The sequence below is a fragment of the Sediminibacterium sp. genome (assembly GCF_019264485.1).
In the GTDB taxonomy this organism is placed as follows: domain Bacteria; phylum Bacteroidota; class Bacteroidia; order Chitinophagales; family Chitinophagaceae; genus Sediminibacterium.
In genome coordinates, this window is sequence record NZ_JAHVAA010000012.1 from 147,579 (window position 1) to 163,535 (window position 15,957).

The following is a 15,957-nucleotide window of genomic DNA, read 5'->3' on the forward strand; positions in this document are numbered from 1 at the left end:
CTGCCATCTACCATCTGCCATCACCTAATTATAGTTATGGCTCCCGTTATCTGTGGTTTATTGTTTTTCGGATTGATGATATAATAATAGGTACCAATTGGCAACGGTGATCCCGACACCCTGCCGTCCCATGGTTTACTATAGCCCAATGACCTGTATATAATCTGTCCGTACCGGTTATACACTTCTACCGTTGCTCCGGGATAACTCTCTAAGTATTTAATGTTCCAGGTATCGTTGATACCATCTCCATTGGGTGAGAATGCATTGGGTATTTCGGGTGATTTCAACACTTTTACAAAAATGGTATCACTTACGGTACAGCCACCTTCGCCTATCAGGTTGAATGTGTACCGGATATCGTTCACCGGTTTCGATAAAGGTGAGAAAGCTGTATCGCTGCTGAGGTAACTCGGGGGTGTCCAGAGGTAACTCAACTGGTTGCCATATACAAATGATGGTTTGAGGCGTATTTCTCCACCTTCCAATACAGCGGTGCTCTTGGTACCCATGACCAGCACGGGTAAAGGAAACACTGTAAAACTGATGGCTGCCGTATCGCTGCCACAACCTGCGGCGCTGAATACATGTAAACTGGTATTGAAAAGTCCGGAATCGCGGTAAGCCCTTACCGGATTTTGAATAGCGGATGAATTGCCTTTACCCAGGTCCCATACCCAACTGGCAGGCGCTACGATGGATGCCGTTGCCGACTGATCGGTAAATGAAACCGGTTCATCATAACATACTTCCGTACCCGATATGGTATAAGCTGCTTTGGGATTGGGATGTACCGTTATGGTTTTACTTACTTCACTTACACAGGTATTACCGCCTGAATAAGAAACTAAACGGATGGTAAAGTTTTGTCCGGCTGCATTGTTCACCACATATTTATTCGGATAGGCTTTATTCAAAGCAGGGTTATCATCTGTCTGCAACTGTGTGGGTTTATTCACACGATCCCAGTAAATTTCCGATTTGGTAACCGCACCAAAATCTACCGTAGATTTATTCAGGATCACAATGGGTACTTTATCGCAGAGTACATTGTTCATCTGCACTTCAAAATCGGCCTTGGGTACAGAACCGTTTACGGTAAAGGTTTGTGTGGCTGTATTCACACAACCATCTTTGGATGTAATACGCAATGACACAGAATAGTTATCAGACTTGTTATACTTCACCTGTGGATTCTTCAATGTGCTGGTGCTGATATTGGGTCCGGGTACAACTGCCTGTGCGCCGGCATTAAAGTTCCAGAGATAACTGAACTGTGCTTCTGAGCCGTCGGCAATTTTGCTGGTATCGGTAAATTGAGCGGATGCATCATTCAAACAAACTTCAGGTAATATAAATCCGGGTTGTGGTAATGGATTTACAAAGAGTGCTGTTGCAGGCGTAAATACATCACTCTTACATCCGGTGCTGGTTTCAACCTGCAGCATAACATTTTTTGTGCCGGTACTTGCATACTGTACTACTCTGGCTGCATTGGTAGTGGCGGTAACAGCTCCTGCCCCATCATCGAGGTTCCAAATCCATTTGGTGAGTGTGCCGGATTGAGTGGTGGAGGCATCGGTGAAACTGATATCATTATTCAGACAGCGGATGGCAGAATAAGTAAAGGAAGCAACAGGTTTGTTGGTGATGGATATAGGTTTAGTTACTTCATCGGAAACGCAACCGATATCGGAAATGGAGCGAAGTTTTACATTGAAAACGCCCGGTTGTGCATACACTGCTCCTAATAATTCAGTGGTAATGTCGAGGTTCGATCCATTGCCCAAATCCCATAACCATCTTTTTCCTGAGCTAAGTGGCGCCACAAAACTAACCGGTTCATTTACACAGCCTGTATGTGTCCAGGTAAAATCGGCCACTGGTTTGGCATTTACTTTTACGGGGATGGAGTATACCTGTTCATTACTTCCACAACCATCGGGTGAAGCAGAAGTGGTGTATAATTTTACGGTATCGCGCAAACTAACTGAATTGGCATTGGTGAAATTGAAACTTTGGCCCGGACTGAAATAGTACAGTGTTTGCCCTCCAACAACAGGGGTACTGTCGGCTACAGGATTATTTAGTGGTCCGATTACAGTATTAGGATTGATATTGGGTGCAGCTGAAAAATCCCATCTCACTGAAGTGGGCTGAAACCCTAAGGGCAAAGAAAATTTAACAGGTGTGTTGATACAGGTTACAGCAGAATCAATTCTTCCATATGGATTTGAAAAGGCTGCCTGCCGACTGAAATCTTTCACATTGGTTCCCGCATTATAGCCATATGATTCAACGTTTCCAAATCCATAGGCTATGGCAATAAAACCGGAATCTGCAGTTAAATTCTGCACCGGATTGGTGAGGGAGATGCTGGTTACATCTTCCTGCAGATAAGAATAGTTCGTTCCGGTAATTGCTGTAAATGCAGTGGCTGGTTTTGTGCCATTGATTTTGAAACTACCGGCAGCATTGGATGGTATGATGATATTCAAAAAACAATTGGTAACCTGACTCTGGTTTCGCGGGATCCAGTTTCTGTGAGCAGAAAAAACGGTAATATTATTAATGGTCTGTTCTACCGGATTCAATATAACCATCTCCGGGTCTCCAGTGGATGCACCAGGCTGACAGGCTTGTGTAGTAAAATATTGTGCAACAGAAACCGATTTATCTGCCTCAATAAATGTTGGGTTACCCGTACTGTATTCATAAAAGGAATTTTGTATCAGCCCTGACAATGTGGTAGTAACCCCATTCTCTGTTTTCTTTACTATAGTGGAAGGATCTGCTACAAAAACACGGATAATATCACTTGTACGGGTTTTAGCCGGTGCCGTTAAAAAATTTTTACCCCAGGCTGTAATGGGAAAAAGTTGCTGGTATAAGTTATCTCCACTTGTCGCATTTCCACAGCCAAACGAACTCCAGGATGTACTGGAAAAAACGCCAATACTTTTACAACCTCCACCAGATGATTGAGATTCAACTAAAGTGCCCGAAATATCGGTATGCCTTTGAAAAAGCAACTGGTACACATCGCCCGGATTCGCCAGCGTTATATTGAAAGGAACGCCCGCAGGTTTACCACCAGCAGTTTGTACCGCGGGAGTAACTTTAACTACCGTATTCGCTTCAGAAGCAATAATAGTAAGCGTTCCATATCCTGCCAGATTACCCTGATTTGTGCTCACATTCGAATAACTCGGTACCAGGTATTTTTTACCCCATACATTCGATGGCAAAATTAATGATGCCCCTGAGCGAGCGCTGTTAATGATATGCGCATAGACTACTACTGGCTTATCTGAAACAACATGTATGCCCGCTCCAACTTTCGTACCATCTGTAATTGATTGATCCATATACACACTGGTACTGTTGGCATCACAGGTTGTACAATTACTCCCGCCTATAAATTTTTGTACAGCACCATTGGCAGCTACATTGAAATTGATTGTTTGTGCCCCTACAGAAATAGTTCCCTTGGCATCTACATCAGAAGTAATATATATGCCCATCAGGGATACTGTTCCATCAATATGTAAGGGGTATGAAATCCAGAAATCAGTCCCCTTATTTGAAAACTGAGCTTGAGCAGTCAAATGTAAGAGCACAAATATTAAAACTAACGGGAAGTATCTTTTCATTATCGGGTTCAGTAAATCAGTTAGAGGCTCTTTAGGATACGGGGTTTAAAATTAAGGGCTTAGCAGCTATTGTATAAAAGATTATTTATAAGCCTCAAACGTTGCCTGACAATAAAAGCCTGGCTGCCGGTCCTTCACAGAAAAGCAGGTCGAGAATACTGAGGTTGGGCTGAAACCCGATCCTGTCTTCAAATACCTGTCGGTACCTGATAATCGGCTGGTTTTCCTGAAAATTACGGGGCAACCAACGGTTTCTGTAATCGGTAATGTCAATCGAATAAACCGGTTCGAATACAGCAGTCTCCCCAAACCGGGCTGTAAGTTTTAATTGCTTGACCAGCCATTCCATAATCTCCCGGTTCAGGTCGAGCAGGAAAACCGGGCGGCGCTGATAGAGGCCCTCCAGCCAGTCGCGGTAATATTCATAAAATGGGGAGCGGTTATAACAGGATTCGATGGTACGCCAATGTTGTTGTTGCCAGGGCAGAGAATAACTGATCCTTACGTCTTTCAGCAATTGCTTCTGATCCCTTCCTTTCTCCAGGGGTACCGACAAATTCACCAGTCCGTTACTCCCGGCAAGCACCATTCTGTTGCGAAAACTCATCTTTTGAAAGCTTTCGCATACTTCAAATTCTATATTTGAAAATTGAAACAAAGTGTTTATATAGTTAATTGCTCCAAAATACTGATATTCAACTATAAATTTGTTCATTTGTACATTATTTTATAAACCTTGGCATTCATCGTAAAATGATACTTAAGTCGCTATTTTAAAGTTTATTTTATTATCAAATAGACATTTATAACTAATTGTTTTAAAGCACTTTATTAAACTAATTAATAGACTAACAAAATTAGTTTAAGAAATCATCGTCAATTTTATCAAAAAACTAATAATCTTAGTACATAAAATAAGCCTCCCTTTGGCTACGATATACGATTCAACCAAATTCCTCCCTCCCATTTAAAGCTTTAAAGATAAAAGCAGATCTGCGCAGCTATCTCCACATTCTCCTCACAGTTGCTAATTATGGTTAAACGGATCGGCATCAATTCCCTTATCCCCTATATTGCAGGAAATTGAATTTGTGAGACCCCTTTCCCTCTTTACCCTGCTCATCATCATTACACTGGCCTCCTGCCAAAAACCACAGGCTTTTGACTACCGTTCCGTAAAAAATGTAAAACTCGAAAAACTGGGTTTTGAGAAATCAACCCTTTGTATGGACCTGGTTTATTATAACCCCAACAGTTTTGGGGTTGACCTGAGAAAAGTGGATTGTGATATCTATATCGATAACCATTACCTCGGTAAATACAAACTCGATACCCTCATGCATATCCAGCGCAAAGCCGAGTTTGTACTCCCCTCACGCATACAGGTGGATATGCAGAGCATCTTCAAAAATGTTCTTACGATACTCTTTAACAAGGAAGTATTGGTAAACGTAAAAGGAACTACCCGGGTGGGTAAAGCAGGCTTCTTTAAGACGGTTTCCTTCAATTATGAAGCCCGGCATAAGATTGATATGGGGTTATGAGTAGAGAGTCCGAAAGACCGGAAGACCGAAAGACCGGCGACAATTGTATTAGATTATTAAGTTTATTACGTATTTATAGTCTTTGAAACCATCTTCCGGACTTTCCGACTTTCGGTCTTCCGGACTCCTTTACATTAATAAAACGGCTTTACATGGCAGGGCTTTCTGGGCTGTGGGCCGCCACCATCTTCTGAGCGTTTACATGCGGGTGGTAATTTTTTATAGGCGTCTTCTGTGGCTTTACTGTTATCGGCATCAAAACCGGCATTGTTTAAAGCCGTACGGATACCATCTGCACTGGCACGATCAGGCAGGAACTGTACTTTTATTTCTCCCTGTAAGAGATTGATCTTCCATTGCAGGATACCGGCTTCTGTATTGCCCTTTTCCATTTCCAGGTATTTGTCTACCCTTTCCTTGCACTCCCAGCACTTTAAATTCGGCGATTTAATGGTTACCCACTCCGATTTAGGCTGCTGTGCATTTGCAGATAATGTAATCAGTAAAAGGCTTAAGAATACTAGTTTTTTCATGGTCATGATTTAATTAGTCCGAAAGACCGGAAGACGGAAAGTCCGGAAACATGAAAGGAAGATTCACAGAGGATAAAATTTGCTGCATTACTAATCGTTAATAATTGCCTGCTACCCCACTCACTACTCACTACTCACTATTGACTACCTCCCCCAACCCGCGGGATCCTTTCTCCATTGCAGCAATAATTGTTCCGTTTCGGCAGAAACCTGGCCCTTTTCAACGGCGAGACTAATTAAACTGGTATAATTGGTGAGTGATTTATAGCTTACTCCCGCTTTGGCAAATGCTTCATCTGCCTGCGGAAACCCATAGGTAAAGATGGAAACCATACCTACCACTTCCACTCCCGCTGCTTTTAATACATCTACCACCTGCAAACTGCTTTTACCGGTTGAAATCAGGTCTTCTATTACCAACACTTTTTGTCCGGCTGTATAAAAACCTTCTATCTGGTTACCCATTCCATGTTCTTTTGGTTTGGGTCGAACATATACATAAGGTAGTTTCAACTGATCGGCAGCCATGGCTCCCCAGGCAATACCGGCAGTAGCTACACCAGCCAGTAATTCAGCATCGGGAAAGCTTTCAAATATTACATTGCAGAGTTCACTTTTTATAAAATCGCGCACATAGGGAAATGACAATACTTTGCGGTTATCGCAATAAATTGGACTCTTCCATCCACTGGCCCAGGTAAAGGGTTGTTCGGGGCTTAATTTTACAGCAGCTACCTGTAGTAACTTTTCTGCAACGGCTTTTTCGTTGGTCATGCTGCAAAGAAAGGCAATTTGTTAATTTGAGAATTTGAAAATTTGAAAATTAAGATGAGTTTTGACTATGGATAGAAAAACAATAATAGCCGCGGGCGGTTTGGTGTATAATGAAAAAGATGAATTACTGATGATATTTCGCAGGGGTAAATGGGATCTGCCAAAGGGTAAGCTCGATGATGGGGAAACTATTGAAGATTGTGCGATAAGGGAAGTAATGGAGGAAACCGGATTAACAACTGTAATACGGGGTAATCTGATCGGTATTACCTATCACCAGTACTTCGATCAATGGTTAAAAGAAGAAGTGATAAAAGAATCGCACTGGTACCGGATGGAAGCACCTGGCAATCAGAAACTGATTCCACAAACGGAAGAAGATATTGAAATCATCAAATGGGTGAGTGAAAAAGAACTGGATGAATACCTGGAGAATAGTTATGATAATATTGTGGAGATAGTGAGGAAGGCGTGAATGGTGAATCGTGAATAAAAAACTGTGCAACTCTGTGTTAAACTCCGTGTAACTCTGTGGTTAAAAGAGATCATAAAACCACAGAGTTACACGGAGTACGGCACGGAGTTACACAGAGGTAACATAATATGCAGATAAATTATTCACGATTCACCATTGACCATTCACGACCACTATTTCTCACAAGGCTCTTTCCTGCGTGTATCTACGAGGTAGAGAATTTTCCAGCCATCTTTTCCTCTTAATAACTGAAAAGAGTTGGCACCGCAGTGACTGAAATTTCCGTTGAAATAAAATTTATAGGGTGTCCATACAGATGCCAGAGGACCATCAATTTGTATCGATGCAAATTCTATTCTTTCATCTGCTGCATTTTTGGGTAAGCGGGCGATATTCCGGCCAAAGTCTGTAACCAGTTCGTTCTTCGACTGCATATGACCGTCTTTATCCCGTACCAGCGTTTGTAAAGTATATTTCTCGGAAAAAGAATTTACAATGGTGGCAGAATCGGCATTACGCATGGCCGTAAATAATTGATTGATCACTGCTTTTACTGAATCGCTTGCTGTTTGTGCTTTTGTGTTATAAGCTGCAGTGAGCAGTACGAAAAATAAAATCGCTTTTTTCATGTGGTGTTATTTGTCTCTAAAAGTAACAGGAATTGATTGCTATAAAAAGCCTTTCATAAAAAATCCTCCCGCTTGTAACGGGAGGATTTTTTTACCTGAGATAACCCAGTATTTTCAACATGCTTTGAGCCGTCTGTTCTTTGGCATAAACCCAGTCTTCCAGTTTACCATTTTTGTCGTACTCCACAATAATGTGTTTCGGAGAAGGAATCAGACAGTGTTTAATACCTCCATATCCGCTGATCTGGTCCTGATAGGCACCTGTATGGAAAAAACCAACATAAAGCGGTTCTTTATTCCCCTCCACATCTTTCACATCTGTATTCTGTAGTTTGGGCAGGAACACTTCATTGATATGTTCTTCTGAATCATAATAATCATGACTGTCGCAGGTAATACCACCCAGCACAACACGATGGTATTCATTGTCCCATTTATTGATGGGCAGCATAAGAAATTTTTCTCCAATGCCCCATGTATCGGGTAAAGTGGTAATAAAAGAAGAGTCAATCATATACCAGCACTCGCGGTCGTTCTGTACTTTCTGACCAATCACGCTGTAAATATGTGCCATACTCTCCCCTACAGTGTAACTGCCAAATTCGGTATAAATATTTGGCATGGGTACTTTGGCTTTCTTGCAGGCTTTTTTGATATTGCTTACAATTTCATTGATCATGAACTGGTAATCGTATTCAAACCCTAATGAGTGTTTGATTGGAAATCCGCCGCCTATATTAATAGAATCCAGCTCCGGACAAATTTTCTTTAACTGGCAGTAGAGGTTGATGATTTTATTCAGCTCAGACCAGTAATAGATATCATCCTTGATCCCTTTATTCAAAAAGATATGAAGCATTTTAAGTTGAAACTTGTCTTCATACCCTTCAATCTCATCTACATAAAACTCCAGGATATCTTTTGCACGTATTCCGAGGCGTGATGTATAGAAAGGAAAATTGGGTTCTTCTTCTGCAGCTACACGGATACCCAGGCGAAAGGGTTGTTTTACACTGCGTTTATAGGCCATCAATTCTTCTTTGTTATCAAGAATCGGAATGACGTTTTTAAAACCTGTATTGATCAGTTTAGCGATCCTGGAAGTATATGACTTTTGCTTATAGCCATTACAAATGACATAAGTTTCTTTATTGATTTTTCTGCGCTGGTACAAACGATTGATGATTTCAATATCGTATGCATAAGAAGTTTCCAGGTGAATATTGTGCTTCAGTGCTTCTTCTACTACAAAAGAAAAGTGTGAGCTCTTGGTACAATAGCAATAAAAATATTCGCCTTCATACTTATGTTTCTTAAAAGCATCGGCAAACATTTTCTTGGCTTTGTTGATCTGCATACCAATTTTAGGGAGGTAGGTCAGTTTCAACGGTGTGCCATACTTTTCGATGATTTTTTTCAAATCCAGTTCATTGAACTGCAGATAGCCATCATCATTTACATCAAATCCTTCTTGAGGAAAGTGGAAGGTCTGGTTCACCAGTGAGGTGTAGGTATTGTTCATTAGCCGGGTTAGTGGTTGTTTAGTGTGAACGAAAATTACCTTTCAATAAGCAACAAAAATAACAGTTTGTACAGTTCCGCGAATAAAAAAACCGGGAAGTGAGGTTACTTCCCGGTTATATTTTTCGATCAGGGATCAACTAATTATTTTACAGAGTTTACCAGTGCCTTGAAACTGGCAGGCTCATTCATAGCCAGGTCGGCCAGTACCTTACGGTTCAGGTCGATACCTTTTACAGACAGTTTGTTGATAAACTGGCTATAGGTTAATCCTTCTTCTCTTACTGCGGCGTTGATACGGGCAATCCAAAGCTGGCGGTATTCGCGCTTTTTCAACTTACGGCCAACATAGCTGTAAGTCATACCTTTTTCAACAATATTTTTGGCTACGGTGTATACATTTTTACGTTTACCGTAGAATCCTTTGGCCTGCTTCAGGATACGTTTCCTGCGGGCTCTTGATGCTACTGCATTTACTGAACGTGGCATAGTATCTTTTTTTGTTCCATCTTCCGATAGTATCGGAATCAGGATGGTGTTTTAAATGGTTTGAACTCCCTTCCGGGAAATGGCATTGATTAACCTTTCAGACGCAATAAGCGCAGAACGAAATCTTTGTTTGGGGCACCTACAAGACCTTTCTTGTTCAATGCTCTTTTACGTTTTTTTGACTTCTTGGTTAAGATGTGCCTTTTAAAAGCTTTCTGGAAGGTGATCTCTCCACTACCGGTCACCTTAAAGCGCTTCTTTGCGCTGGAGTTTGTTTTTACCTTTGGCATATTAAATAATCCTGTTAAAGATTACACCCTGCTGGCGGCCCCGAACAGACGGGACACTTGTTGAGCCTTACGGGAAAAATTTGGATTGCAAAAGTACGGAAATAATTTGGAAATTAGACAATTTGAAAATTTGGAAATAATAGGCACATTTTTGAAGCGAAGGGTTGCAACTATGTAATTACCAATAACTTATGACTTATTTACACAAAAATGGCCGTTGCACAGCAACGACCATTCAATATTTCCAAATCTCCAAATTATCTAATTTCCCCTCAGGATCCTTTGGACATATTACTCCTCTGTTTTCGCCGCTTTCTTCTTCCCTGTTTTCGGGGTAAAAATGGCGAACATACGCTTGCCTTCTAATTTGGGCATGCTTTCGAGTGAACCGGCATCGGCCAGTCGCTCAGCGAATTTGAGGAGTAAAAGCTGGCCCCGGTCCTGGAACATGATGGCACGTCCTTTAAACTGTACGTAGGCTTTTACTTTATTGCCGTCTTTCAGGAATTTTTCTGCGTGTTTGGCTTTGAAATCGAAATCATGGTCATCGGTACCAGGCGTAAAGCGGATCTCTTTGATCTCACTCTGCTTGGAATTGGCCTTCATTTCCTTTTCCTTCTTCTTCTTTTCGTAAAGGAACTTTTTATAATCGATCACCTTACAAACCGGAGGGTCAGCCGTTGGAGAAATTTCCACGAGATCCAGTTCCTGCTCCTGTGCGATCTTTAATGCTTCCTGGGTAGAATATACCCCAACCGTTACATTGTCGCCAACCAAACGCACTTGTGGTACCCGGATTCTTTCGTTGATACGATGTTCAGGCTCCGGTTGCCTGTTAAACCTGGGATTGAATCTGCCGCCCCCTCTTGGTGGTAATGCCATTAAAACTTGTTTAGTTAAAAATTTAGGTGTTAAAGATATAGCTATTTCTGTATTCTGACGTGTTGTACTATTAAAATCAACTACGCTGCTGTTTAAAACTTATATGCTCATGGCCTCCCGACTATATCGGGACCCGTCCCTGTTACCGGGCTGCATTGGCCTCTGATCTAATCTGTCTTCGCTGCGCTTGACACCGACCCCAATGAGGCCCGTCCACAGGGACTGATTAAAATCATTCATTTTAACCAGCCTAACCTATTTGACTTTTCGTAACCACTTTATTTAGTAAAGCTATCAACAATATAAAAGCCGTTACTGATTATTCCCCTTCTTTTCGGTGAAGAATTTCATCCTGAATCATGGTTAAAAATACATCAAGTTCCTGTGTTCCCAGATCGCCTTTACCCTGTCTGCGCACGGCCAATTTACTCTCTGCCGCTTCTTTTTCTCCTACTACCAACATATAAGGAACCCTGCTCAGTTCAGTGTCGCGTATTTTTTTTCCAATTTTTTCGCTCCTGTCATCAATCTCCACACGCACACCTACCTGCTTAAGTTTGTCTTTTACCAGGTTGGCATAATCCATGAACTTATCGCTGATGGGCAGAATTTTCACCTGCAATGGTGCCAGCCATACCGGGAACTTACCTGCATAATGTTCAAGCAGGAAACCGATAAATCGCTCATGCGTTCCGAGAGGTGCGCGATGGATGATCAACGGTACTTCGGGCTGATTGTGCTGGTTTACATAATTCAGTTTGAATTTGTTGCCTGAATTAAAATCAACCTGATTGGTGGCCAGTGTAAATTCTCTTCCGATAGCACTCCAAATCTGTACATCGATCTTGGGTCCGTAGAAAGCCGCTTCATCCGGTACTTCTACAAAAGGAATATCAGATTCGATCAGTACATTACGCACCATCTCTTCTGTTTCTTTCCAGAGTTCGGGTTCATTTACATATTTGGCACCCAGTTTAGCGGGTTCATGCAAACTCAAACGCATCACATATTTATCAATACCAAATATTTTGAAGTATTTGATGTACATCTCATTTACTGCACGAAACTCTGCAGCAAACTGTTCCTTGCTGCAATAGATATGCGCATCGTTCATGTGTAAACAACGTACACGCATCAATCCGAATAACTCACCACTCTGCTCATATCGGTAACAGGTTCCATATTCTGCAATACGGAATGGCAAATCTTTGTAGCTCTTTGGTTCTGCATCAAAAATTTTATGGTGATGCGGACAGTTCATGGCTTTCAGGTAATATTTGGTACCGTCGAGTTCCATGGGTGGAAACATACTATCGGCATAATAAGGCAGGTGACCGCTGGTGAGGTACATGCTTTCTTTGGCGATATGTGGTGTTACCACGCGTTTATAACCTGCCGCTTCTTCAGTTTGTTTGGCCAGTTTCTCCAACTCTTCAATGATTACGGTACCATTGGGTAACCATAAGGGCAACCCTGCTCCCACATCATCATCCATGGTAAAAATGCCGAGCTCTTTACCCAGTTTACGGTGATCGCGTTTTTTGGCTTCTTCCAGCATCAACAGGTATTCTTCCAGTTCTTTCTGGTTAGGAAATGTTACACCATATAAACGGGTAAGCATTTTATTTTTCTCATCGCCCTTCCAGTAAGCACCTGCTATGCTGGTGAGTTTAATGGCTTTAATAAAACCGGTATGCGGAATATGCGGGCCGCGACATAAATCGGTAAACTGTCCCTGTGTGTAGAAAGTAATAGAACCGTCTTCCAGGCCTTGTAAAAGATCGAGTTTATATTCATCAGACTTATCGGTAAAATAATGTACCGCTTCGGCTTTTGTAATTTCCTTACGCTGGTAGGGATTGTTCTGTTTGGCCAGTTCATTCATCTTCTTCTCAATCGCTGCCAGGTCTTCATCAGAAATATGATGACCACCGAGGTCTATATCATAATAGAATCCTTTATCCAGTGCAGGTCCAACCCAGAATTTTACACCGGGATAAATAGCTTCTACCGCCTCGGCCATCAGGTGAGCCGAAGAATGCCAGAAAGTATTTTTTCCATCTGCATCATCCCAGGTGAGTAATTTCAATGCACTGTCTGTTGTAATGGCACGCGTGGCATCCCACACTTGTCCATTTACACTTGCGGCCAAAACTTTTCTGGCCAATCCTTCACTGATTGACTTTGCAATATCAAGGGCACTCACCCCCGCTTCATACTGTCTAACTGCCCCATCGGGAAAACTAATGTTGATCATTTGTCTGTTTAATTCTAAGGGATGCGAAAGTACGAAAAAGCTGTGAGCTGCGAGCAGTTAGCTACTAGCTTCTAGCCACTAGTTGCCAGAGGGTTTACTGTATTTGATCTTTCGAATAGAGAAATGACTATTTGTTCTATAATAGAACTGTCTTTGCTTTCTATTAGCTAGAAGCTAGTAGCTAACAGCTAGCGGCTTATTTAACGCTTCTTTATCAGCATACACTATATTGCGGTTGTAGCTTTGCCCGAATGAAACTGAAGTTTACCCTAATTCCTATTTTACTGGTGTTCGCTATTGCCGCAGGTGCTCAGGACCTGACCGGTATATGGCGTGGGTATTTCAGCTCTTCAAGTGGTTTGTACAGGGATGATGTTAGACAGGAACTGTATAAATACGAAGTACAAATTGACCAGCAAGCCAACAATGGTCTCAAAGGTGTTACCTATTCTTATAAAAGCACTGTTTTTTACGGTAAAGCGGCTTTCAGGGGTATTTATACGGTACAGACCAAAAACATGATCCTCACAGAAACAGGTCTGCAAGAATTAAAGATCACCGATAAAAGTCAACCCTGTTTAATGACCTGCTATCTTGAATATTCCAAAATAGGCAAGCTGGAAGTATTACAGGGAACTTTCAGTTCTGTGAATGAAAAAACGAAAGTGGATTGTGGCAGTGGTAAAGTATATCTTGAACGTGTTAAAGAATCTGATTTTGAACTCGAACCTTTTCTCCTCAAAAAGAGACCCGAGTCTACAGCCAGAAGAACACCCATTATTCCACCTCCTACTACCCAACAATCAAAAAAGGTTACTGTACCTAATAATAATAAGACACAGAAAGACAATACCACCAAAGCTCCTGTAAAAATTACTACTACAAAGCCGGCAGTTCCAAAAACAAATACAACAACTAAAGTAGTTCCTCCTGCAACTAATAAAACAAATAGCAGCAAAACACCTGTAAAACAAAATACTGCGACGGCACAAAACAAACCGGCAGCTAAAACAAATAATGCTACCAAAAAGCAGGATACTAAAACTACTACTACCCCTCCGCCGCCTGTTGCTTCTGCATGGAAGCCTGATGCAACTGTATCAGCAAAAAAAACAGATACCCCCATTGTTAAATGGGAGAAACCTCCTGCAACACAGGGGCCGATACCAAAAGTATTATTGGAACGAGAAAACAATCTTGTTAAAACCATCTACACCAATGAAAAAGCCATTACTGTAGAAATTTTTGATAATGGCACTATCGATAACGATACCATTTCACTTTATCACAATAATAAACTGGTCATTAGTCAGGCCAAACTTACTTATACACCACTCCGTTTAAAAATTGATTGCTCAGATGAGAGTAAGCGCCATGAACTGATTATGGTGGCAGAAAACCTGGGCGAAATTCCTCCCAACAGCGCACTCATGGTTATCACCGCCGGAAAAAAACGCTACGAAGTATTCCTCATCTCTAATGAAGAGCGGAATGCGAAAGTGGTGGTTGAGTATAAGGAATAAAGCCCTTTTATTCTTTTAGTTCATACCATACTTTTAACGAATCAACCTGCACCCTTTTAGTCAACCATAGCTGTATTTTTTTCTTTTCCTCAGGTAGTATTTGTTTTCCTGCAACAATAATAGCAAGCCAATTATTATTTTCTACTGAATCAGAAACCTGCAAAGCCCTATCTAATACCAACGAATGAACAGATTCATTCAATGCTTTCAATTCCTTAAATACCTGACGGCTTGTTTGCTGCTGTACCTGGATACTGTCGAAAATAACCTGTAACTGACTTATTCTTTGTTCTTTCTGCAACAATGCCTGATTCATTACATCCTGCGACTTCATATCATCATTCTCTATCGAAGCAAAACCCTGCTTTATTTGCAGATCACAATCGGAAAGCTGATAATGCTCCAGCTTCGATTCTATGGCTTTGATCTTTTGCGGTTGTATCGGCAGACCTCCATAAACCAGGGTAATCTTTTTTTGTTTGGGGTCAATTGTTTTTTGCAAAAGATAGTCGCCCTGTATATCAGCTTCAGCTTCAATGAACCGTTGTGCATTTCGTACAAATCTGCTTTCAGAAACCAATTGATAACCAAGGTATATACTGGGCAGCAGTGTAAAAATAACCACAGCACCTATAATGCGTTTAGCTCTTATTTCATAAAGGGCATTTTCAAATTTCTTATACGGGAACCGCAAAAAACGCATGATGATTAATGTAGCCAATGCAATAAAGACCGTATTAATAAAGAACAGGTAAAAGGCCCCGAAGAAAAAACGAAACTGGAGTGTAGCCAGTCCATAACCTGCCGTACAAAGAGGGGGCATCAATGCCGTAGCAATAGCCACACCCGGAACTACATTTCCTTTTTGTCGGCTGGCCAATGCAAGACTTCCTGCCAAACCACCAAATAATGCAATGAGTACATCATAAATATTCGGAGAAGTACGCGCAAGTATCTCAGAGTGAGCATCACTAATCGGTGTAATCAGAAAATAAAAAGTAGAAGTAATCAAGGCCGTTGCACCAGCAAAAAGATAATTGAATACCGATTTCTTCAGCATTGCAAGGTCATTCACCGCCATACTGAAACCCATTCCCATAATTGGACCCATTAATGGAGAAATAAGCATGGCTCCAATAATAACAGCAGTAGAATTGACATTCAGTCCAAGAGAAGCTATAAAAATGGCAAAAATCAATACCCATAAATTGGTTGATCTGAACTCTATTCCTTTCTGTATGGCATCACTGACATTTTCAAATTCCTCTCGCTCCACACCCAGACGGAAATAATTCAATATCCTAACAAAACTCCTGGTGTTCATAATAAATTATTTAACAGGTGAATGTATCCGGTATTCAATGATACGGAATTTCCCGGAGGAAGA

The 15,957-nt window shown here is 41.4% G+C and carries 14 protein-coding genes; 3 read left to right on the forward strand and 11 right to left on the reverse strand.

The features are described 5' to 3' along the window. Window positions 1–20: 20 nt before the first annotated feature. Together KXJ59_RS10270 and KXJ59_RS10275 are read right to left on the reverse strand one after the other, a co-directional pair. Window positions 21–3,524, reverse strand: a complete 3,504-nt coding sequence (locus KXJ59_RS10270; RefSeq protein WP_295204185.1) for a PKD domain-containing protein — start codon at window positions 3,522–3,524, stop codon at window positions 21–23. Window positions 3,525–3,747: 223 nt separating this feature from the next. Next, window positions 3,748–4,368 (reverse strand): WbqC family protein, encoded by a 621-nt coding sequence (locus KXJ59_RS10275; RefSeq protein ID WP_295204188.1) that lies wholly within the window; start codon window positions 4,366–4,368, stop codon window positions 3,748–3,750. Between the two features lie 376 nt (window positions 4,369–4,744). On the opposite strand from KXJ59_RS10275, the gene KXJ59_RS10280 reads away from it, so the two are divergent. After that, on the forward strand, window positions 4,745–5,197 hold the full coding sequence (locus tag KXJ59_RS10280) for an LEA type 2 family protein (RefSeq protein WP_295204190.1): 453 nt from the start codon (window positions 4,745–4,747) through the stop codon (window positions 5,195–5,197). A 134-nt stretch (window positions 5,198–5,331) separates the two neighbouring features. On the opposite strand, the gene KXJ59_RS10285 is transcribed toward KXJ59_RS10280, so the two are convergent. Further along, the gene (locus KXJ59_RS10285; RefSeq protein WP_295204193.1) at window positions 5,332–5,730 is read right to left on the reverse strand and encodes a copper chaperone; all 399 of its coding nucleotides are present in this window, start codon (window positions 5,728–5,730) and stop codon (window positions 5,332–5,334) included. Between the two features lie 144 nt (window positions 5,731–5,874). After that, window positions 5,875–6,504: an orotate phosphoribosyltransferase gene (gene pyrE, locus KXJ59_RS10290; RefSeq protein ID WP_295204196.1), complete on the reverse strand. Its 630-nt coding sequence runs from the start codon at window positions 6,502–6,504 to the stop codon at window positions 5,875–5,877. 67 nt (window positions 6,505–6,571) lie between these two features. On the opposite strand from pyrE, the gene KXJ59_RS10295 reads away from it, so the two are divergent. Further along, the gene (locus KXJ59_RS10295; protein ID WP_295204201.1) at window positions 6,572–6,979 is read left to right on the forward strand and encodes an NUDIX domain-containing protein; all 408 of its coding nucleotides are present in this window, start codon (window positions 6,572–6,574) and stop codon (window positions 6,977–6,979) included. 173 nt (window positions 6,980–7,152) lie between these two features. On the opposite strand, the gene KXJ59_RS10300 is transcribed toward KXJ59_RS10295, so the two are convergent. The 6 genes from KXJ59_RS10300 to thrS form a co-directional block, all read right to left on the reverse strand. Next, a complete protein-coding gene (locus KXJ59_RS10300; RefSeq protein ID WP_295204204.1) occupies window positions 7,153–7,608 on the reverse strand; it encodes a nuclear transport factor 2 family protein in 456 nt (151 codons plus the stop codon). Window positions 7,609–7,699: 91 nt separating this feature from the next. Then, complete coding sequence (locus KXJ59_RS10305; protein ID WP_295204206.1) at window positions 7,700–9,130, reverse strand: arginine decarboxylase; 1,431 nt, start codon at window positions 9,128–9,130, stop codon at window positions 7,700–7,702. 143 nt (window positions 9,131–9,273) lie between these two features. Next, window positions 9,274–9,618, reverse strand: a complete 345-nt coding sequence (gene rplT / locus KXJ59_RS10310) for a 50S ribosomal protein L20 (protein ID WP_295204209.1) — start codon at window positions 9,616–9,618, stop codon at window positions 9,274–9,276. 89 nt (window positions 9,619–9,707) lie between these two features. Beyond that, window positions 9,708–9,908, reverse strand: coding sequence for a 50S ribosomal protein L35 (rpmI, locus tag KXJ59_RS10315; protein WP_133475824.1), 201 nt, complete (start codon window positions 9,906–9,908; stop codon window positions 9,708–9,710). Window positions 9,909–10,199: 291 nt separating this feature from the next. After that, a complete protein-coding gene (gene infC / locus KXJ59_RS10320) occupies window positions 10,200–10,790 on the reverse strand; it encodes a translation initiation factor IF-3 (protein ID WP_295204211.1) in 591 nt (196 codons plus the stop codon). A 319-nt stretch (window positions 10,791–11,109) separates the two neighbouring features. Next, window positions 11,110–13,047, reverse strand: a complete 1,938-nt coding sequence (gene thrS / locus KXJ59_RS10325; protein ID WP_295204214.1) for a threonine--tRNA ligase — start codon at window positions 13,045–13,047, stop codon at window positions 11,110–11,112. Between the two features lie 251 nt (window positions 13,048–13,298). Here thrS and KXJ59_RS10330 point away from each other — a divergent pair, with 251 nt between their 5' ends. Further along, on the forward strand, window positions 13,299–14,570 hold the full coding sequence (locus tag KXJ59_RS10330; RefSeq protein ID WP_295204216.1) for a hypothetical protein: 1,272 nt from the start codon (window positions 13,299–13,301) through the stop codon (window positions 14,568–14,570). Between the two features lie 7 nt (window positions 14,571–14,577). On the opposite strand, the gene KXJ59_RS10335 is transcribed toward KXJ59_RS10330, so the two are convergent. Continuing rightward, window positions 14,578–15,894, reverse strand: coding sequence for a TIGR00341 family protein (locus tag KXJ59_RS10335; RefSeq protein WP_295204218.1), 1,317 nt, complete (start codon window positions 15,892–15,894; stop codon window positions 14,578–14,580). Between the last annotated feature and the right edge of the window lie 63 nt (window positions 15,895–15,957).

Bases quoted from the DNA above. Each gene is read 5' to 3' on its own strand.
- KXJ59_RS10285 (WP_295204193.1), bottom strand. From the start codon at position 5,730: ATGAAAAAACTAGTATTCTTAAGCCTTTTACTGATTACATTATCTGCA.
- KXJ59_RS10305 (WP_295204206.1), bottom strand. From the start codon at position 9,130: ATGAACAATACCTACACCTCACTGGTGAACCAGACCTTCCACTTTCCT.
- thrS (WP_295204214.1), bottom strand. From the start codon at position 13,047: ATGATCAACATTAGTTTTCCCGATGGGGCAGTTAGACAGTATGAAGCG.
- KXJ59_RS10270 (WP_295204185.1), bottom strand. From the start codon at position 3,524: ATGGGCATATATATTACTTCTGATGTAGATGCCAAGGGAACTATTTCT.
- KXJ59_RS10335 (WP_295204218.1), bottom strand. From the start codon at position 15,894: ATGAACACCAGGAGTTTTGTTAGGATATTGAATTATTTCCGTCTGGGT.
- pyrE (WP_295204196.1), bottom strand. From the start codon at position 6,504: ATGACCAACGAAAAAGCCGTTGCAGAAAAGTTACTACAGGTAGCTGCT.
- KXJ59_RS10300 (WP_295204204.1), bottom strand. From the start codon at position 7,608: ATGAAAAAAGCGATTTTATTTTTCGTACTGCTCACTGCAGCTTATAAC.
- KXJ59_RS10295 (WP_295204201.1), top strand. From the start codon at position 6,572: ATGGATAGAAAAACAATAATAGCCGCGGGCGGTTTGGTGTATAATGAA.
- infC (WP_295204211.1), bottom strand. From the start codon at position 10,790: ATGGCATTACCACCAAGAGGGGGCGGCAGATTCAATCCCAGGTTTAAC.
- KXJ59_RS10330 (WP_295204216.1), top strand. From the start codon at position 13,299: ATGAAACTGAAGTTTACCCTAATTCCTATTTTACTGGTGTTCGCTATT.
- rplT (WP_295204209.1), bottom strand. From the start codon at position 9,618: ATGCCACGTTCAGTAAATGCAGTAGCATCAAGAGCCCGCAGGAAACGT.
- KXJ59_RS10275 (WP_295204188.1), bottom strand. From the start codon at position 4,368: ATGAACAAATTTATAGTTGAATATCAGTATTTTGGAGCAATTAACTAT.
- rpmI (WP_133475824.1), bottom strand. From the start codon at position 9,908: ATGCCAAAGGTAAAAACAAACTCCAGCGCAAAGAAGCGCTTTAAGGTG.